The organism is Nodosilinea sp. LEGE 06152 (assembly GCF_015207525.1).
Lineage (GTDB): Bacteria > Cyanobacteriota > Cyanobacteriia > Phormidesmidales > Phormidesmidaceae > Nodosilinea.
Map to the genome: position 1 here is coordinate 65,062 of NZ_JADEWR010000014.1, position 18,937 is coordinate 83,998.

Here is an 18,937-nt window from a genome sequence, read left to right on the forward strand (position 1 = left end):
ATGGCTGGGAGATCTCTGGTTAACGCTGGCTGGTTTTTGTTTTTGTATCCCCCTGGCTATGGCCCCACCTGAGCGCAAGTCGATTTTGCTATCGTTTGAGAAGCCCCTGGTTGAACTGGAGGCCCGCATTGATCAAATTCGCGATCTGGCTGAGGAGAATGATGTTGATGTCTCGGCTCAGCTGCGCCAGCTAGAGGCCCGCGCCACCCACCTGCGCCAGGAAATTTTTTCCAACCTGACGCCAGCTCAGCGCCTGCAGGTGGCGCGCCACCCCCGTCGCCCCAGCACTCTCGACTATATTCAAGCGATTACCGACGAGTGGATTGAGCTGCACGGCGATCGCAGCTCGGGCAAAGATGACCCAGCTCTCGTGGGCGGCGTTGCCCGCCTAGACGGTCAACCCGTGGTCATTTTGGGCCATCAAAAGGGGCGCGATACCAAAGACAACGTGGCCCGCAATTTTGGCATGGCCTCGCCGGGGGGCTACCGCAAGGCAATGCGGCTAATGCGCCACGCCGATCGCTTTTCAATGCCAATCATTACCTTTATTGATACTCCAGGGGCCTACCCTGGCTACGAGGCCGAAGAAATGGGCCAGGGCGAAGCGATCGCCTACAACCTGCGAGAAATGTTTAGCCTTTCGGTGCCCATTGTTTGCACCATCATCGGTGAGGGGGGCTCTGGCGGTGCCCTGGGCATTGGGGTGGGCGATCGCCTGATGATGTTCGAGCACTCGGTCTACACTGTCGCCAGCCCCGAAGCCTGCGCCGCTATCCTGTGGAAGGATGCCGCTCGTTCGGGAGAAGCCGCCGAAGCCCTCAAGATTACCTCCTGGGACCTCAAGCAGCTGGGCCTTTTAGACGTGCTGCTGCCCGAGCCCGTCGGCGGAGCCCATGCCCACCCGATCGAGGCCGCAGATAGCCTCAAGCAAGCGCTAATCGAGCAGCTAGCCGAGTTATCTCAGCTCACCCCAGCGGCTCGGCAGCAGCTGCGCTACCAAAAATACCGTCAGATCGGCGTCTTTGCCGAGGCAGCTTAGGGGCACTCTAGGGTTAATCTACGCCGCGCCGTGGCAGCCACCTTCCGCCAACCACAGGAGAAAGAGTCAATCGTTTATGCATGGGCCAGACTGAGGCGAGCGCCAGGGTTAAAACAGCCCCAGGATGCTGGCCAGCGATAACAACGCTCATAAACCGTTTACATTTGTTAACATAGTCAATGGGTTAGACGAAGCCCTGAGCTGGGGCTGCCTGTCTCAACCCTGTGACCCTGGGTGTTAACAACCCACGTTCTTTGTTGATGGGTACTTTCTATTGCAGACTCCTACGTTTCCTGACCTGCCGCGCCGCGCCCTGGTAACTGGGGCTAGCCGCGGTATTGGTCGCGCGATCGCCCATGCCCTGGCCCAGTCGGGCTACGACGTTGCCCTGATCAGCCGCTCCCTAGACTCGCTCCAGCCGGTGCAGGAGGAATTGGCGATCTACGGAATCGTGGTTAAGGCCTACGCCGTTGACCTAGCTCAACTGGAGGCCCTGCAAGACCGCATGGCGGAGGTGCTGGCCGATTTCGGCCCCCTCAGCGTAGTGGTCAACAATGCTGGTATGGGCTACACCGGAGCACTTGCCACTACGCCTCTAGCCGACTGGCAGCGGGTGATGGACTTAAACCTGACCAGCGTGTTCCAGTGCATTCAGGCCGTTTTGCCCACGCTGCGGGCCGGGGGCGGAGGCACCATTGTCAACATTTCCTCCGTTGCGGCTAAGTCTGCCTTTCCAGACTGGGGGGCTTACAGCGTTAGCAAAGCCGCTTTGGCGGCGCTGTCGCGGGTGTTAGCAGTAGAAGAACGGGCCCACGGTATTCGCGTGGTTACCCTATCTCCAGGTGCTGTCAATACGCCTATTTGGGATACCGACACGGTGCAAGCCGACTTCGATCGGTCTTCTATGCTGTCTCCAGAGGTGGTGGCGCAAACCGTTCTGCACACCATTCTCTTGCCTTCCCAGGCGGTGATTGAAGACCTCACTCTCATGCCTGCTGGCGGAGCCCTGTAGCAAGTTTTTACCCGTAGCGCCCTGGCCAACTCAGCGAGTGGCCTCTATTTTGTTGAACCTCTAGAGTGTTTAAAACCCCTATGACTATTGCATCCTCAAACAGCCTTAACGACAAAGTTACCAGTGGTGTGCCCAAAATCGCCCAGCCCGAAATTCGCCCCGATCGCACCAGCAGCTACCGCGACGATGCTGACCAGTATCCCATTCCTGAGACCAGCCAGGAGGATATGACCGACGCCGTGCGCACCATGCTGCTGTCGGTGGGTGAAGACCCCGAGCGGGAGGGGCTGCTCAAAACGCCGAAGCGCGTAGCCGAAGCCATGCGGTTTCTCACCAGCGGTTACCAGCAGTCTCTAGAGGAACTGGTCAACGGGGCTATCTTTGACGAGGGCCACAACGAGATGGTGCTGGTGCGCGATATCAATTTGTTTAGCCTCTGCGAGCACCACATGCTGCCCTTTATGGGGCGCGCCCACGTTGCCTACATTCCCAATCAGCGAGTGGTGGGGCTGAGCAAGCTGGCCCGCATTGTTGAGATGTACTCGCGCCGTCTGCAGGTGCAGGAGCGTCTGAACCGCCAGATTGCCGAGGCCGTACAGGAAATTCTTGACCCCAAAGGCGTGGCTGTAGTGGTAGAAGCTAGCCACATGTGCATGGTCATGCGCGGCGTGCAAAAGCCCGGCTCCTGGACGGTGACCAGCGCCATGCTGGGGGTGTTTCAGGAAGATTCTAAAACTCGCGAAGAGTTTCTCAGCCTGATCCGTCACCAGCCGTCGTTCTTCTAAACCAGCATCCGGTTTAAAAAAACCTGTTCAAACAATGGCATCTGTAGGGGCAAACGGTTGTTTGCCTCTTTACCTGGTACGAAGGGTTATTGAGCTAGAGCCTCGAAGTATTAGCAGGGCTAAAACCCCGGTTTCCTTGTCGCAGCCCCAGTAGCCTGGGTCTGTTCGTCGAGAAACCGGGGTTTTTGATCGGCGCTCTAGTCTCGCCCGGTCAGGTAGCCCCAGGCGTAGGCGGCATCGGCCATGCTTTGCATAACGGTGAACTCGTTGATGTTGGGCACAAAGTAGATATCAAAATAGGTCTCAATGGAGGGCCACTCGCGGGCTGGAGGTACCGCCACCGACTCCAGCACGTCAAAGAACCACTCATCGCCGTACATGCCGGTGTCGATGGGGCCGTACAGCGTGATGCCCGGCAGCAGATCGCCAGTAATGCGCTGATCGACGATCAGAGGGTTTTGGGGCGATTTAGGGCCGAGGCCGGTGGTGTAGGTCATATTGTCGGGGTTGGCCCCGGCGGAGAACTGACAGGCCAGTAGGGCGGCCTTGAGGTAGCGATCGCGGCCCGTCAGCGCATGGGCTCGCAGCAGGGTACGGGCCTTGGGTGCGCCCAGCCCATCACCCCAGCCCACGGGGGTCGATGGAATGAGCTTTGTCCAGCCAAAGGCTGTAGTCTGGCCCGTTTTGACAGCGGCTTCGGCTTCGGCCAGCAGCTCGGCTCGCAGCTCGGCTTGCCGGTCGGTATCGACCTGGTCGACGGGCATGCGGGCGTAGAGAAAAGCGATTTCTCGCAGGGGGCTGGTAATGCGGTAGTCCTCTCGGGCCTCGGCGGGCAGGGCCGATTGCGCGGCGACAAAGCGATCGTGCCAGGCGCGATCGCCCGTCAGCCGGTAAATCTCCAGGGCCGCTAGCGCGCGATCGGCCTCAATGCGATAGCGAGCCCACTCCAGAGCCTCAATGCCTTCGCGGTGGCGAGCTTCGGCCCAGTTCATGGCGGCCAGGGCACTGTCGCGATAGCCCTGGACCTGGTCGGGGGCATAGGTAGCGATCAATCGGGCGGTGCGGGCGGCGACTCCTGCATAAATGTAGCTGCTCCAGGGATCTGGGGCATAGGCCATAACCGGCAGCGACTCCTGCCAGCTGGTTTCGCCCCGGCGAGGGTGCTCCGCCGACTCAATGCCGCCGCGAATGCCGCCTTCGGGAGTTTGCAAGCGGCGGAAGAAGTCAACGCCCCACAGCACCTCGTCGAGCACATCGGGTAAATCGTTATCAGATTCTGGAATATTGAGCGCCAGTTCCATCGGCTGAGGAAAAAGTTCTAGCAGCTCTAGCAGCCAGCGAGCGACATCCAGGTGCTGCACCCGGCGGTCCCAGTCGCCCGCATCGAAGTAGCCGCCCCAGGCGTTGGCCACGGTCGTATTCGTTTTGCCCCGCACCAGGTTGCCAAAGTTGCCGTCGTCCGTGCCCTGGGCGTTAAGGCCGTTGCCGGTGTCCATTAACCCCGTGCTCGATTGGTACACGACGACCCCATCGTCGGGGTGAAAGGGCCGGGGGCGCTCCACATCTGTGTAGGGAGGCCCTAGCTCAATGCCGCTGCGCTGGTGGTAAAACCCGCGAGCCGCTAGGTGAAAGGCCTGCTGCCAGGTATTGTCAGCGACGGCAAAGGGGTTAGAGCAGCCGACGGTGTCTACACAGAGCCGATAACGTCCGGGCTGATTGAGGTCGCTAAAGTCGAGCTGGTCAACATCGGCGAGGGTATAGGTGCGATCGCGGGCGTCTTCACTATCGCCGCTGCGGTAGCGGCGGCGCGCCTTCCCCGTAAATACTGTTTGCTGACTAGCCTCATCAATTACCTGAAACGACAGTCCTTCCGGGTAGCTGAGCCCGCCACCTGTGCCCATCCAGGTCGATAAAAAGCCCACTTTTACCGGGTCGTCGGGGCGAAAACCGACCGCAGAGATGTGCACCGCCTCACTGTACTGCCGCTCGGGCTGGTAAGTAAGGGTCAGTGGCGGCTTCTCTTGACCCGTCAGCTCAATTTTGTAGGTTTTCCCTGGGGTCAGAGGAGTTGGCAGCCGCAGGTAAAAGCGATGCTCCATGGCCCAGCGCAAATCGCCGCCGCGCCCCATACGGGCGAGGTCTATCGGCTTGCTTTTGCGGTAGACCTCCTCAGGGGCAGCCGACTGGCGGTAGCCGGGGTCATTCTGCGACTGAATGCGATAGCTGCGCGGCTGGCTGGCGCGATCGGCATTAAATGGGGTTTCAGTGTAGCGATCGAACCCGTAGAGAATGTCTTGGTCGGGGCCAACCAGCGTGCCCAGGGCTTGTCCTCGTCGAATCACCCAGGTGTCGTTGCCTGAGGTCTCTAAGCGATCTTGGGGTTCGGCCTGGTAGGGGGTCTGCCGGGCGTGGGTAACGCTGCCCTGGCGCACCGAAACCACAACAATTTCGGGGCTAATAACGCCCACGCTCAGATCGGGCTGCCCGGACTGGGCCGTAGGCAGACGGCCTAGGGTGCCTGTGGTACAGGCCACTGAAAAGGCCAGTATGCCAAACCAGAGTGCTGTTTTGCGAGGCCAGCGGTAGAGCGTTGACAACATTCCTATTAGACCCCCTTTAAGCCATTTACTGTGGCGCGATTCTGGCGCTACTGTGGCGCGATTTTGACGCTGTTCTGGTGCTGTTGGGTATGGCTAAAACCTGCAGTCTAAACGTTAGCCCAACGCCCTCGGGCCATAGTAGCGATTCTGGTAAGAGGTGTGGAGTCAGTTGCTCCCAGAGCTGTCAAAGTTTTACCGCAGCTAAATAATTGGGGTTTTACTTCATTAAAAGTGAGCTAATATCGAGCCAATTCAGCCCTTCAAAAACAGCTTAAAGAGCCATTTTGGCGTTTGAGAGCCAATTTCTAAAGCCAGGTGGACTTTTATAGGGAGCTGAAGCTGGCGTAGTTAGCGGCCTGCGATCGCCTGGCGATCGCGCTCAGGTCAGGCTAAATTCTGTGGTGTGTGGGGAGATTGGCCCAATTGCGGCTGAGGCAGTTTTTTTCTGGAGTGGTTGGCGTGGCTGGGGTGTGCCTGTTGGGAAGCCTCCCGGCCAGGGCCAGCGCGCGGCTGCAGACCTGGCAGTTTGACACCGGCCAAAACCGCCTTATCTTTACCACCGAGAGCGGGGTTCAACCCCAGGTTAGCCTGTTAACCAACCCCCACCAGCTGGTCATCGACCTGCCGGGTATTGCGTCGGATGAGACTTTAGGTAATCAAATTATCGGTGGGCCGGTGCAGGCGGTGCGGGTGACCCAGGCCAATGCCCGCACCACCCGGATGGTGCTGGACCTGAGCCCCGACTATACCCTCGACCCCAAACAGGTGAAGGTGTGGGGGATGACCAACCAGCAGTGGGTCGTGCAGCTGCCCAGCGCCACTCAGGCTGACGCCTCCAACAGTGCGTTTCCCAATAGCACCCTAACTATTCCCGATCTGTCTAAAGCGATCGCCTCGCGGCCTCTAACAGCGGTGGGTACCGAACCGATGCCGCCGCTGATTAGCCGCAACCAGGTGACTACGGCAGCAGTCAGGGCCACAGCTACGGTGCTGCGCGGCGTTCAGACTACGGCTGAAGGGTTTTTTATCCCCACCGCGGGTGCTGCCCCCCAGGTGCATGTGTACCGCACCCGCGATGCCAACCAGGCGCGGCAGATTGTGATTGATCTGCTGGATGCGGCCATTGCCCCTGGACTGGTTGCCGAGGCGTTGCCCCAGGGGCGCTACGGCATTTCCCGCTGGAGCCTGACTCAGTTTGCGACGGCCCCGCCCGCCATCCGCGTTACCCTAACGCTAGATGGGCACAGCCCCGACTGGCAAATTACGCCCCTGGCCAGCGGCGGCGTTTGGGTAACACCCATCGGCATGGCTCCCAGTCAGATTGCCGCGCCGGCGACCACGGTGGTGCTGCCGGTCATTAACGCGGTAGCCCCGCCGCCGGTCAATCAAACCGTAGCCCCCCCAGCGGTGGCTACCCCAGTACCGCAGCCCACGGTTACCCCCTACTCACCGAGCCGTGGCCAGGTACTGGTCATGCTCGACCCTGGCCACGGCGGGGTTGACCCCGGTGCGGTGGGCATTGGCGGCCTGCAGGAAAAGGGTGTGGTACTGGCAGTAGCGCAATACACAGCGGCGGCCCTACAGGCCCAGGGCATTGCGGTGCAGATGACCCGCCAAAGCGACCAAACGGTAGACCTACAGCCTCGGGCCACCATGGCTGAAACAGCGCGGGCGACGGTATTTGTCAGCATTCACGCCAACGCGGTTAATATGCAGCGCCCGGAGGTTAACGGCCTGGAAACCTACTACTACTCAGATTCGGGGCAGGTGCTGGCCACGGCCCTGCAGCGGCAGGTACTGAGTACTATGGCCATGAACGATCGCGGCGTCCGCCAGGCCCGGTTTTTGGTGCTACGCCGCACCTCGATGCCCGCTGCACTGATCGAAATCGGCTTTGTAACCGGAGCCACCGATGCGCCGAAGCTGCGCGACCCCCGCTGGCAGGCCCAGATGGGTCAGGCGATCGCCCAGGGCATTGTCAACTACCTGAGTGGTCGGCCCTAGGAAAATTCAATGGTTTTGGATTTTCGCTTTTGGATCAATTGTGAGTTAGGAGATGCAGGGACCCCGGCGATCGTGACACCATATCTGGTATTAGATGTGGTAGATGAGCCTGCGGAGGGTACCTTTTGCCTGAGCCAAGATTCAAAATCGCCAGTCTAAAATTCACATCAGGCGCGTTTTGTGGGTTTGGCTGGGAAGTGCAGCACCAGAATGTTGGTATCCCAGTTAGCTTTGGTAATGGCCTCGGGCTCTCGACCCAGGGCTGACTGGCCAACCATACGAGTGCTGGCGATCAGAACCAGCAGGGTGTTGGGCTGAACCGCCTCTGACACCTGTTTAACGGTGTTGCCCTGCACGGGCTGCACGACAATGTCTTCTTCCTGAAGCAGGGCGGTGAGCTTGCGATCGCGGGCCGAGCCCACGGTCATCTGCACCACGTGGAGAGGAGCCTTGAGCTCTTCAGCCAAACACTGGGTAATAGTTAGGGTCTGCTTAATTTGCCCCAGGTTGGCCTGCCTGCCGGTAACGGCCAGCACCACTTTTTCAGTGTTCTCAATTGGCTGTGGAAAGCGACTGATCAGCACTGGAATAGTTGCCGATCGCACAATGGTGTCGATAACGCTGCCAAAGAAATTCTCTCGATAGGTCGAAAAACCCTTCCAGCCGCAAATCAGCAGATCGGCATCGCGCTCTTGAATAGTGCGCAAGATGCCCCAGGCAATGGAGTCGTCGATGCGACCAATGGTTTCGACCGGAATCGTAGCGGCGTGGGCAATGGTTTCGGCGGTTTCGAGCAGACGATTTTGGCGGGTTTTGTCGGCCTCGGCAATGGGTTGGTTGCGATCGGGCAGCACGTGCAGGGGCAGCAGAGTACCCTCAACCCGCTTGGTCAGAATAATCGCCAGCTGCAGCAGGTTGTCTTCGGTACTGGGGTTGGCCACCGGAATGAGCACGCGCTTGCCCAAGGTTGGAACCATCGGTACATTCTGAGCGTCCACCGGGGCCGCTTCAGCCTCAGCGGGCTGAGTCTGGAGCTGAGCACCCCAGCGCGCTACGACCCACGGCGACAGTACGCAACTGACCAAAATCATCAGGATAATGGCATTGACCACCACTTCATCGACCAGGCCAATGTCGAAGGCGATGGTAATAGCGGCCAGGGTAGAGGCCGCCTGGGCCATCGACAGGCCAAACATCACCATCGTGCTGGGAAATTTCCACTTAAACCAGCGAGCCGCTACCCAGGCCGCCACAAACTTACTGACCAACTCCGCCAGCACAACAATGCTGACCAACAACAGCGACTGGGGGTTGCGAACCAAAATCAGCGGGTCGACCAGCATGCCCACAGAAATCAAGAAAATGGGCACAAACAGGGTGTTGCCAATAAACTGCACCCGGTTCATCAGCGGGCTCAGGCGGGGGATAATCTGAGTAATGGCCACCCCAGCCAAAAACGCCCCGACAATAGGTTCAATCTCAATCAGGCTGGCCAGGTATGAGGCCACAAACAGGGCCGCCAGCACAAACGTAAATTCAGCCCCTTCGTCGTGGCCAAATTTTTTAAAAAACCAGCGACCCAGCTTGGGCACGCCCCACAGTACGGCAAAAGTGTAGATTGTCAGGGCCGGAATTAAAAACAGCCAAAACCCAAGGGTGAGATCGCCCTGGTCGGCCTTGACCACCACGGCCAGCACCAGCAGCGCCAGCACGTTGGTAATCAGCGTTGCCCCCAGGGTGGCGGTAGAGGACGGGTGCCGCATGATGCCCAGCTTGTTGAGCACAGGCAGCGCCACCAGGGTATGAGAGGCCAGGCAGGAGGCCACCAGTACCGCCGCCCAAAAACTATAGCCCAGGGCCACCATGACCCCAGTGCCAATCACCATGGGCACCACAAAGGTGGCTAGGCCAAAAATAATCGGTTTGTCAGCGTTGCGCTTGAGGTCATCGAGGCTGGTTTCGAGACCGCCTAAAAACATCAGAAACAGCAGCCCTACCGTGCCCAGCAGCACAATGGTAGGGTCGCGATCCAAAATGCCCAACCCGTAGGGGCCTACTATAACGCCAGCCAAAATCAAACCAATGATGCCCGGCAGCCGCAGCCGTTCAACCAGCAGCGGGGCGACCAGCATAATGGCCAGAATCGTCAGAAAGATCGCTACCGGGTCAGTGATAGGCTCCTGTAAAAGCTGCCCCAGGGGTAGGGGTACTGCCCTAGCGAAAATCCCTGACGCGGCGATCGCCGCGCTAAATTCTAGCCCAAGGTGAATCATGGCCTTTATAGGTAGGGAGTTAGTTTACTGATTGCTTATCTATAACACCACGTCAGGCTGCGCCCCTCAACCCGACTGGGGAGATTAATGAAGCAAACGGCCAGGCCGCCAAAGCTTCAACCCAGTTAGATTACCGGAACCTGGGCCAATTCAGTACTATCAGTGCCCTCGTTGGCATCTCTACCCGAATCTGGCGCAGACTGAGCAGACAATTCTGCCAACAGCGCCAGCAGCTCGCGTTCAAAGGTCACCTGGGCGCGATTGGTTCTGCCGCCCACGTAAATGGTGCCATCCCGCTCTAGGGCCCACACCTGGGAGTGGGAGACATAGCTCATGATTACCCCCAGCATGAGCAGCCCAAAGCCGCCGTACACCATCGGAATACCAGGGTCGGCCTTAATTTGCAGGCCGGTGCTGCCCACCACATCCACCAGCGTCAGCCTGACCCCATTCACCTCCGCCACCATACCCTTGCGAACGGTGGAAATTAGCTGCCCTGCATTGTCATAGATCAGCACTGACCCTTGCAGGTCGCTAGCCAGCAGGGTAACGCCCTCGCTCATGTCGGGCTTGGTGGGTAGCCAGGTGCCCCAAAACCGGGGGCCGTCATTTTCTAGCGGCTGCATGGGCAGCTGCAGCACAGGGCTGTTGTTGAGCTTGATCTGCACCGCCGCAATTCCCCAGTCGGCCTGGTAAAGCGTCACGCCCCGGTAGCGCATGGGCTCATTGACGTGAATCGTCTTGCGATCGACTTCGCTGCCGGCCTGGTTGAGCACCGATAGGTCAGAGTAAAACTGGTCAATCTTGCCCTCAGGCGTGTAGTCAATCCAGAAGCGGTTTACCCGCACCGACCAGTCTTTAGGAATTTGGGGCTCAGCCCAGGGACCGGCATCAAAAATATTGCGAATTTGGAACGTCTCGCCGCTGGGCACCAGCTCTTGGGCAAAAAAGCCGGTCATGGCCCCCCAAATGGCTCCCAGCAAGATTAGGATCATGCTGGCGTGCACCACAATCGGGCCAATGCGGCCCACAATTCCCTTGCGCCCGTAGAGCTGAGAGCCATCCTGAAACACCCGATAGCGCCTTTTAGCTAGCCGAGCCGACAGAGCGGTGAGATTGGTTTCGCTGAGTTCGGCGCTTAGGGCCAGCTTTTGAAACTGACGCGGCTGGCTGTAGTACTTCCAGTTTTGTGCTGCGCCCAGGGCCGGGAACTGGCGGGTAAAGGTGCAGGCAATCAGGCTGGCTCCAAACACAATCAGCAGCGCTAGAAACCACCAGGTGCGGTAGACGTGATCTAGCCCGCTAATCAAAATCACCTTCCAGCTCAAAAAGCCAAACAGAGCCGGATCGTCGGGATAGTTGGTCTGATAAAACTCCAGGGTTTGGCCCTGCTCAATCACGGTACCGCTAACGCTAAACGCCGCGATCGCCAGCAGCAGCACGATCGCCAGCCGCAGATCCGCCAGCAGCGGCAGCAGGTCTTGCCGAAAGTAATCGCGCACTGCATTCCGCAGGGAGTCACGGGGAGCGTCAGATGGGGCCATAGTACCTTTAGTATCCGTTGAAACAGGTCAGTACACCTACACCAGTCAACCTTGCACTCGTCCTTACAACTTTAAATCTGGACGCCTAAACCAAGGCAGACGGCAGCAGCCGCGACAGCAGCGAAAAGACCCCGAACCCCAGCAGCAGCGCCCCGCTAGCCGGAGTGACCCAGCTTGACCACTGGCGCAGATCTAACAGCCGCTTGAGGCTGGCGGTAAAGGTGCCCGCCAGCACCAGGGGGGTCACGTAGCCCACAGCGTAGGCCAGCAGCAGCGCACCGCCCAAAACAGGATCTTGCGTCGTCGAGATCCAGGCCAGGAGGGTGGCCAACACCGGGGTACTGCAGGGCGATGCCACAATGCCAAAGGTAAGGCCAAGGGCATAGGCCCGCAGCCAGGGCGGCAAGTTCCAGCCTTCGAAGGTGGGGCCTACGCCAGCGGGTAACGCCAGGGGAACCACTCCCAACAGATTTAGCCCCATCACAATGGCTACCAGGCTCACCACCACCGGCAGCCCCCAGGCCACCTGGCCGTAGACGTAGCCAAAGAGCCCCGCAATCAGCCCCAGCACCGCCAGGGTGGTGGCCAGGCCCAGAGCAAAGGCGAGCGATCGCCCGACTGCATCACGGCGGCGATCGCTCTCGTAGCCCCCCATATAGCCCACCATGATGGGCAACATCGATAGCAAACAGGGCGACAAACTGGTCAGCAAGCCCGCCAGCCCCACCACCGACAGACTCACCCAAGATACCTGAGTCAACTGGTCGTTAACTAACTGGTTGGCCCACTGGGCAATGTCATACAAATAAAGCTGAAGGCTCTGGAGCATTGCCGAAGTAGTGAAGTGCAGAAGCACCCCCTATTGTAACAATCTCGCAACCGGCTCTCAGTTTTTTCAGCCCCGTTTTAAGGCAAAAGATTACCGCCATCTAAGACGCGTAGAGACAATCGTTTCCGAGCGTTAGCTTTTGACTTTCTCTCCAAAGGCACCGGTGCTTCCAGATTAATCTCCCGCGCGGCTCGTACTAGCAACGCCGCCGTCACCAGGCTAGCCACCATCGAGCTACCGCCATAGCTCAGTAGGGGAAAGGGCAGACCTGTCGTAGGCAGCACCCCGGTTGCCACGCCCATATTCAGCAGTGCTTGCCCCACCAATACCACCATAGCTCCCACCGCCACTAGCCGGTGTAGGGGCTGTTTTAACCGTAGCGCCACCAGCAAAGCTACAGAAGCATAGATTCCCAGTAGCGCCAGCAGCACCAGACAGCCCACAAAACCAAACTCTTCGGCAAATACCGCAAAAATAAAATCGGTGTACTGAATTGGCAGTGAATACAGCTTTTGCTGAGACAGCCCAAAACCCTGCCCCCAGAACCCGCCTGAGCCAATCGCCAGCAGACTCTGCACCAACTGGTAGCCCTGGTCGCCGGGGTCAGCCCAAGGATTTAAAAAGGAAGTAATACGCTGGCGCTGGTAGGCCTTGAGGCTAATACTCACCCCCGCCGTCAACAGTCCACCACCAGCAGTAAGCAGCAGGTAGCCGTAGGGAATTCCCGCCGCAAGGGCGATGAGCCAGAGGGTGAGGCCGCAAACGGCAGCCGTACTCAGGTTGGGCTGCAGCAAAACCAGACCCAAGATGGCAGCAAAAACGCCTAGCCAGGTAAGGCGGGTTGACCAGGTAAGCTGCGGCCAGCGGCCAAACAACCGCGCCCCCTGCAAGACCAGGCAGGGCTTAATAAGTTCCGAGGGCTGAATCATAAACGGCCCCAGCGGTAGCCACCGAGTCGCCCCATTCACCGTCACGCCAAGGGAAGGAATTAAGGTTAGTGCCACCAGCCCCACCAGCACCAGTAGCACAATGCCCGATCCCTGGAGCAGGCGATCAAGGGACATGTGAACAATGCGATTAAAGATGACCAACCCAATGACCACCCAAAGCAGCTGCACCAGGACGTAGTGCAGCCCATAGCCGTGCTCTACCACTGCCACCGCGTAGGAGGCCGAAAACAACACTAGCAGACCGCCTCCCAACCATAGAAAGGTTAGCCACCGCAACCAGCGCGCCTCCGCCGACCACTGACCTACCGTGGGGTCAATCCATGGAACCAATCGAGCAATGTTCACACCTACTACCCCGCGCGCCCAAGGGCCAACTCTTTTAAGGGCCAAGTATAGCGGAGGGGACTATTTTTGTGATTTTTGATCAGGCCAAATCACAAAATATCCCCTCAAAAAACAACGGCAGGGTTAGCCCTTTAGCCAACCCTGCGCGTATCGCAGCATTAGAAATAATGCAGTAAGAATTTTTATCGGATGCCTTTACGACCCCTGTGAGGGAACCGCTCGGAATCCAGCCATTAGAGCAAGCCAGTATTGGCCCCTTGTCGCCCCGTAGCCAGTTCGACCTTAACGATTTTGCCGCCCATTTTTTGAATCCGCTGCTGCTCTTTAAACCAGTTGTCGTAGGGCACTAGTTTAGTGAAAAAAGTATTTTGCAGTTCCCGCTGGGTACGGATCCTGGTTTGGCTAGGAACACAAGCGGTAATCTTAAACATGCGCATGGCCGAAAACTCTCCTGCTATCTCACGGGACAGATATAAAGCCAATCCAAGCCCGAATCTAAATTCAAGAGCGGAGCTTTGCCAGCGGCAAAAACACCGGATCCTGAGCTGGACTGGTTAGAAACACTGAAAAGCCAGAGTCGAAAGCCAATGCTATGGACAGCAGGAAGACAGTACAGCACAACCTAGTGTCCTCAACACTCGCCCCTGACTCTGGCCTAAGGTCACTTTAGCTACTAGCTAAAGCGCAATGGATGAGCTTGAACTAGCTCAAGCCAGAGCAGATGTAGTCAAAGTAAACGCCCATTTCCTTACCAGCGTCAGCGCCCACCAGGCTAGCGGTCACTTCTTTCATGGCTTGGATGGAGTTGACGGTAGCGCCGATGGGTACACCCAGGGAATTGTAGGTTTCCTTGAGGCCGTTGAGCACACGCTCATCCAGGATGGAGGGATCCCCAGCCAGCATGGCGTAGGTTGCGTAGCGCAGGTAGTAGTCGAGGTCGCGAATGCAGGCAGCATAGCGACGGGTGGTGTACATGTTGCCGCCGGGACGGGTGATATCGGAGTACAGCAGGGACTTAGCCACGGCTTCCTTCACGATTTCAGCGGCGTTGGCGCTGATGGTGCTGGCGGCACGAACCCGCAGTTCACCGGTTTGGAAGTAGGCTTTGAGCTTGTCGAGAGCAGACCCATCCAGGTACTTGCCCTGCACATCGGAGGAGTTGATAACAGAAGTAATTGCGTCTTGCATTGGTGAAGCTTCCTTAGAACTGACGTAATCTCAACAACGAATCGACGGAGTAGCGCAGCTGCGACTACTGCATAGCGCCGACAACATAGTCGAAGTAGGACGCGGCTTCAGCGGCATCATCGCTGGACAGCAGCCCGGTTGCAACAGCCTTCATGGAGCGGACAGCCTCAGCCACAGCGGGGATGGGGGTGCCCAGGGAGTTGTACATTTCACGCACGCCCACCAGACCAATCTCTTCGATGGGGGTGACATCACCAGCGACCACACCGTAGGTGATAAGGCGCAGATAGTAGTCCATGTCGCGCAGGCAGGTGGCGGTCATTTCTTCGCCGTAGGCATTGCCACCGGGAGAAACAACATCGGGGCGCTTCTGGAACAGCTGGTTGCCAGCTTCCTTAACGATGCGCTCGCGGGATTCGGTCAGCACCTGAGCAATCCGCAGACGGCGCTCGCCAGAAGTAACAAAGCCCTTGATGCGATCCAGTTCACCGGGGCTGAGGTAACGAGCCTCAGCATCGGCATTCACGATTGACTTCGTGACAATACTCATTGATGGATTCCTCCGAAAAATATGACCAGATTAGTATGAAACTGGCATTTAAGGGTGCAGGGCCAGAGCTAACTCTATACAGAACCTCGGTTCTGGCGGCCTTCCCGATTAATTGTCCGGTATCGTGTAAGCCTTCTTCAAAGCAGCGAAATATTTTGTAACAGTTTTCCTCAGGTTCTCGAAGAGTCGACGGCAACGCCATCCTAGAGGCCTAGAAAAACGCCTAAAGCCTCCAAAAAACTATAAACCGGATGCAATTTAGAACCCGGTTTTAATATTTCGCAACAAATTCGAGTAGCTTTACAGCTAGGACAATGCCTTAGCTTAAAAACCAGTTGACCTTAACTACTGAATAGTCATTGCACCAGCTTAAAGGGAATGGCCTAAACCATCCCCTTTAAGCTTTAGTGGCTACTAGGCACGGCGATAGGGTACGCCCTGTTCGCCAAAGTAACGCAGATACTCAGCAGAGTTGAGCATGGCCTCGGCAACAGCCATGGCTCCCTGCTGGGCTGCGATCGCCCCGTACTCAGCATCCTCCAGGCTGCGGCCCAGCAGCTGACGGCCCATGATAGCCACGAGCTTGGCAGCTGGGTAAGCAGCCACAAACCGTGCCTGGTAGGCAGGAGACTGCACAAGATGACGAATGAACTCGCGCAGGGTGATGCGATCGCTCTGTAACCCTGCCTCAACCTCGCTCAGTCGCCATTCAGCCGGAATTTCTCCCGTGGGCAGCACCATCACCTGGCGATAGACCGCTGCCAGTACCTGGTCGAGCTGCTCAGGGCTAGCCCCCGGCTGGTGACGATAGAACCGCGTCGTCGGTCCGGCGACGGGTACGTCAGCTTCAACCGAAGCCCGCCCCACCGTTGCTGCTAGCTCCGCAGAACTGGCCTCCTGAGAGGCTACTGCCCCTGCCATCAATGGCATATCGGCGGCATCCATACCGGTCTTGGCGCTGGCAAAGCTCGGCACGATGAGATCGCGATTTTGCTTTGTCAGACGGTTGTAGAGCTTTTCAGTGTTGGGGAAGTTAGCCGCTGGCAGCGTGGGATAGCGCCGGTAGGGCACCGTGTCTTCGCCGAAGTTTTCGGCGTATTCGGGAGTATTGAGCATCGCCCGAATAAACCCTCGAATCCCTTCGCTGGCCAACACCTGGTTGTACTTACGAATTTCCGCCTGATCCTGCGGGGCACGGCCCAAGAAGTGCTTGGTGCCAAACTCAATTACCTGAGTGTTGGGGTAGGGCGCGTAGAACTCTTTGATATAGAGCGTTGAACAACCCAGCCCTTCAATGAACTCCTTCAGGTTGATTTCACCGTTGCCCAGCTTGCTCTCAAGCGCCGTAAACTCGCTCTTAACAATGTAAGGGGCGATATCGCGCTCAAAAATTTGCCGATAGGCAGCGGCGGTAACCAGCTTGAGGTTTGGCTTGTCGACCAGGGAGGTGAGCTTAAACACCTTGGTCTGCTGGCGCTGGCGGTTAACCCCCTGGGTCAGGCGACGCTGAACCTCAGGAATGGCCCGCTCTTCGCTGACTGCACCGAGTTCTACAAAGCGAGGAACGCTGGTATCGACGGCAGGAACCATGCCTCTCTCAGCCAGGCTGCCAGCCCGCATGCTGCGCAGAGCCAGACCTTTGGGCGTCAGGTAGCGTTCGTAGGGAACGGTGTCTTCCCCAAAGGCCTCGTTGTACTCCTGGCTGTCGATAATTGAGTCGACCAGGGCATAGAACCCTTTTTTGGCACAGATGTCGAAGTAGGCGTTGGTTTCATTGCGGCCGTAGGTGGGCCGCCCTAATAGACGACGGTGGATGTATTCCACCGCCTTCATCACGTACAGCGATGACCAGTAGGTCTTGCGGAAGGCTTCGGACTTGGCGATCGCCCGAATAAACTCCTTCATCGAAATTTCGCCATTCTCCAGCTTGATCTCGGCGACCCTAGAGCGCTGCCCCGAGTACACTTCGCGACCGAATACCTGACGATAGGCGGCGCTAATGATGGCCTGGGTCGAGCTTTCAGAATAGCGGATGCTGTTCTGAGTGTTGCCGGTTCTAGGAATTTGATCCAGCTTGAACACCTTGGCTCCCAGCGAACCGGGATTCTCAGGCCGAGCCGCAGGGTTGCTCAACTGGTTGTTGATGCCAGGGCCACGGTGAATCAGAATGCGGCGGGTGTCTTTGTTGAAGAAGGCTGGAGTAGCACTGACATCGCGGGTTTCCTTGGGGAAGATAGCCCCGAACTGAATCTCCAGCGGGTCATTGCCCGAGCCGTAGGGGTGCTGGTCGGGCAGAGGCTGCTCGTAGGCCGCAAACAGCGTAATGAACTGCGGCTTTTTGCGGAAGGGGGCGCTGTAGTTGAACAGGTCAAACTGAGGTCCCCAGTTGCGGCACTCTTGGGCTTCTTGACCCAGACCGCGCAGGTAGGGTACGGTCTCTTCGCCAAAGTAGTCGGAATACTCTTTTGAATCGACCAGGGCATCGATTAGAGCCGCCAGACCACCGTTAGACACAATGGAGAAGTAGTCGCGCACTTCTTCGCGGGAACTGGGCGCGCGGCCGAGAATATGGCGAAAAGCCAGTTCTAGGGCACGGCTATTGATGTAGGGGTCGTAGAAATTTTTGCGGTACAGAGGCGACTTGGCCAGGCGACGCACGAACTCCTTCATGGAGATTTCGCCGTTCTTCACCTTCGACTCCAGGTCAGAGACCGACAGGGAGTAGGCTCGGGTAATGTCGCGCTCAAAGACCTGACGATAGGCAGCTTTTACCACGTCATTTTTCTCGACCGCCGACAGCCCTGGCTTCATCGCGTACTTGGGCCGACGCTCAGCAGCATTGTAGTAAATCTGAGGCAGTTCCAGACCCTGCAGGTCGTTGGAGGAACGCTGGCGCACTTTGTTTGACGGGGTTGGCGCTTTAAACTCGCTCAACAGCACGTCGAAGTACTGATCCACAATGCCTTGGGCCTCAGAGTCACCACTCAGATAGCGCAGAGCCCCTGCTTTCATGGTCTGAATGGCTACGATGGTCGCCGCTGAGGAGCAGGCACCCTCAATAATTTCTCGCAGACCGCGCACGTTGACCGCAATAATATTTGGGTCACCCGCCACAATGGCATAGGTTACGTAGCGCAGGAACCAGCTCATGTCGCGCAGCGACTTGGTCATGTTGCTGGGGCCGTAGCGAGACACGCTAATCGGGCGGAACCCAGGGGGAACCGGCCCCGAGGGCGTAGAACTAAACAGGTTCTGAAACAGGCCGCCGCCGCTTTCAATGAAAGTTGAGGTGCCCAACCGGGAAGCCTCGGATTCATTTAAAACGGTGCCAGCTCGAGTTTTTTCGACCGGCGACTCGCTTTCGACTCGCTCTAAATAAGCCAGGGGAGACCCACCGGTAAAGATGCGGTTGGCCGCCTGGGAGACAATCAACTCGGAGTAACGGGTCAAGATTTCAGCAATCTGCACCCGCTTCAGGCCGGAATCAAAAAAGCCTGATAGCTCTTCTAGCTCACCTCGGCCCATGTAGCGATCTTGCTGCTCGGCCTGGGAAATCGTGGCCACTGGCAGAGTTTGGTAGAGCTGGGGCCGCGCCGGTGCACTTCCACCACTTGCTTTAACACTCATGCGTTTTCAAAGGCTCCCTATGCGGACAATGACGGCATCAATTAAAGAATCTATCAATCGATTAGAGGTAGAGGGCGCAGAATCCTGCACTGGTCAGGGACATCGATCAGGAAGGCTCCCTGAGCGAGGGCAAAATCACTGAACCTGCTTGAAGGTAAAGCGTTGTTAACCTCACCTGCCGGGTACCCAAG

13 protein-coding genes are annotated in these 18,937 nt (G+C 57.8%); 4 read left to right on the plus strand and 9 right to left on the minus strand.

Annotated features, from left to right (window positions below; all coding sequences use genetic code 11):
• Positions 1-58: 58 nt before the first annotated feature.
• The 3 genes from accA to folE all read left to right on the plus strand — a co-directional run bounded on the left by accA (position 59) and on the right by folE (position 2,836).
• Entirely contained in the window at positions 59-1,039 is a 981-nt protein-coding gene (accA, locus tag IQ265_RS19015; RefSeq protein WP_194056459.1) for an acetyl-CoA carboxylase carboxyl transferase subunit alpha, read from the plus strand.
• 274 nt (positions 1,040-1,313) lie between these two features.
• The gene (locus IQ265_RS19020) at positions 1,314-2,051 is read left to right on the plus strand and encodes an SDR family oxidoreductase (protein ID WP_194056461.1); all 738 of its coding nucleotides are present in this window, start codon (positions 1,314-1,316) and stop codon (positions 2,049-2,051) included.
• Between the two features lie 80 nt (positions 2,052-2,131).
• On the plus strand, positions 2,132-2,836 hold the full coding sequence (gene folE, locus IQ265_RS19025; RefSeq protein WP_194056464.1) for a GTP cyclohydrolase I FolE: 705 nt from the start codon (positions 2,132-2,134) through the stop codon (positions 2,834-2,836).
• 197 nt (positions 2,837-3,033) lie between these two features.
• Here folE and IQ265_RS19030 read toward each other — a convergent pair whose 3' ends face one another.
• Positions 3,034-5,436 (minus strand): glycoside hydrolase family 9 protein, encoded by a 2,403-nt coding sequence (locus tag IQ265_RS19030; protein WP_228038110.1) that lies wholly within the window; start codon positions 5,434-5,436, stop codon positions 3,034-3,036.
• Between the two features lie 477 nt (positions 5,437-5,913).
• On the opposite strand from IQ265_RS19030, the gene IQ265_RS19035 reads away from it, so the two are divergent.
• Entirely contained in the window at positions 5,914-7,440 is a 1,527-nt protein-coding gene (locus tag IQ265_RS19035) for an N-acetylmuramoyl-L-alanine amidase (RefSeq protein WP_194056466.1), read from the plus strand.
• A 167-nt stretch (positions 7,441-7,607) separates the two neighbouring features.
• Here IQ265_RS19035 and IQ265_RS19040 read toward each other — a convergent pair whose 3' ends face one another.
• The 8 genes from IQ265_RS19040 to IQ265_RS19075 all read right to left on the minus strand — a co-directional run bounded on the left by IQ265_RS19040 (position 7,608) and on the right by IQ265_RS19075 (position 18,746).
• A complete protein-coding gene (locus IQ265_RS19040) occupies positions 7,608-9,713 on the minus strand; it encodes a cation:proton antiporter (RefSeq protein ID WP_194056468.1) in 2,106 nt (701 codons plus the stop codon).
• Positions 9,714-9,838: 125 nt separating this feature from the next.
• On the minus strand, positions 9,839-11,257 hold the full coding sequence (locus IQ265_RS19045; RefSeq protein WP_194056470.1) for a cytochrome c biogenesis protein: 1,419 nt from the start codon (positions 11,255-11,257) through the stop codon (positions 9,839-9,841).
• An 85-nt stretch (positions 11,258-11,342) separates the two neighbouring features.
• Positions 11,343-12,086, minus strand: a complete 744-nt coding sequence (locus IQ265_RS19050; protein WP_194056472.1) for a cytochrome c biogenesis protein CcdA — start codon at positions 12,084-12,086, stop codon at positions 11,343-11,345.
• Positions 12,087-12,163: 77 nt separating this feature from the next.
• Positions 12,164-13,381: an FtsW/RodA/SpoVE family cell cycle protein gene (locus tag IQ265_RS19055; protein WP_194056474.1), complete on the minus strand. Its 1,218-nt coding sequence runs from the start codon at positions 13,379-13,381 to the stop codon at positions 12,164-12,166.
• 233 nt (positions 13,382-13,614) lie between these two features.
• Complete coding sequence (locus IQ265_RS19060; RefSeq protein WP_017299912.1) at positions 13,615-13,818, minus strand: phycobilisome linker polypeptide; 204 nt, start codon at positions 13,816-13,818, stop codon at positions 13,615-13,617.
• A 265-nt stretch (positions 13,819-14,083) separates the two neighbouring features.
• The gene (apcB, locus tag IQ265_RS19065) at positions 14,084-14,569 is read right to left on the minus strand and encodes an allophycocyanin subunit beta (protein ID WP_017299911.1); all 486 of its coding nucleotides are present in this window, start codon (positions 14,567-14,569) and stop codon (positions 14,084-14,086) included.
• Positions 14,570-14,633: 64 nt separating this feature from the next.
• Positions 14,634-15,119: an allophycocyanin subunit alpha gene (gene apcA, locus IQ265_RS19070; RefSeq protein ID WP_035986290.1), complete on the minus strand. Its 486-nt coding sequence runs from the start codon at positions 15,117-15,119 to the stop codon at positions 14,634-14,636.
• Between the two features lie 414 nt (positions 15,120-15,533).
• Positions 15,534-18,746: a phycobilisome rod-core linker polypeptide gene (locus tag IQ265_RS19075; RefSeq protein WP_194056476.1), complete on the minus strand. Its 3,213-nt coding sequence runs from the start codon at positions 18,744-18,746 to the stop codon at positions 15,534-15,536.
• Between the last annotated feature and the right edge of the window lie 191 nt (positions 18,747-18,937).

Excerpts from the sequence above, each read along its gene's own strand:
- IQ265_RS19050 (WP_194056472.1), bottom strand. The coding sequence starts at position 12,086 with ATGCTCCAGAGCCTTCAGCTTTATTTGTATGACATTGCCCAGTGGGCC.
- IQ265_RS19040 (WP_194056468.1), bottom strand. The coding sequence starts at position 9,713 with ATGATTCACCTTGGGCTAGAATTTAGCGCGGCGATCGCCGCGTCAGGG.
- apcB (WP_017299911.1), bottom strand. The coding sequence starts at position 14,569 with ATGCAAGACGCAATTACTTCTGTTATCAACTCCTCCGATGTGCAGGGC.
- IQ265_RS19045 (WP_194056470.1), bottom strand. The coding sequence starts at position 11,257 with ATGGCCCCATCTGACGCTCCCCGTGACTCCCTGCGGAATGCAGTGCGC.
- IQ265_RS19060 (WP_017299912.1), bottom strand. The coding sequence starts at position 13,818 with ATGCGCATGTTTAAGATTACCGCTTGTGTTCCTAGCCAAACCAGGATC.
- IQ265_RS19030 (WP_228038110.1), bottom strand. The coding sequence starts at position 5,436 with ATGTTGTCAACGCTCTACCGCTGGCCTCGCAAAACAGCACTCTGGTTT.
- apcA (WP_035986290.1), bottom strand. The coding sequence starts at position 15,119 with ATGAGTATTGTCACGAAGTCAATCGTGAATGCCGATGCTGAGGCTCGT.
- accA (WP_194056459.1), top strand. The coding sequence starts at position 59 with ATGGCCCCACCTGAGCGCAAGTCGATTTTGCTATCGTTTGAGAAGCCC.
- folE (WP_194056464.1), top strand. The coding sequence starts at position 2,132 with ATGACTATTGCATCCTCAAACAGCCTTAACGACAAAGTTACCAGTGGT.
- IQ265_RS19075 (WP_194056476.1), bottom strand. The coding sequence starts at position 18,746 with ATGAGTGTTAAAGCAAGTGGTGGAAGTGCACCGGCGCGGCCCCAGCTC.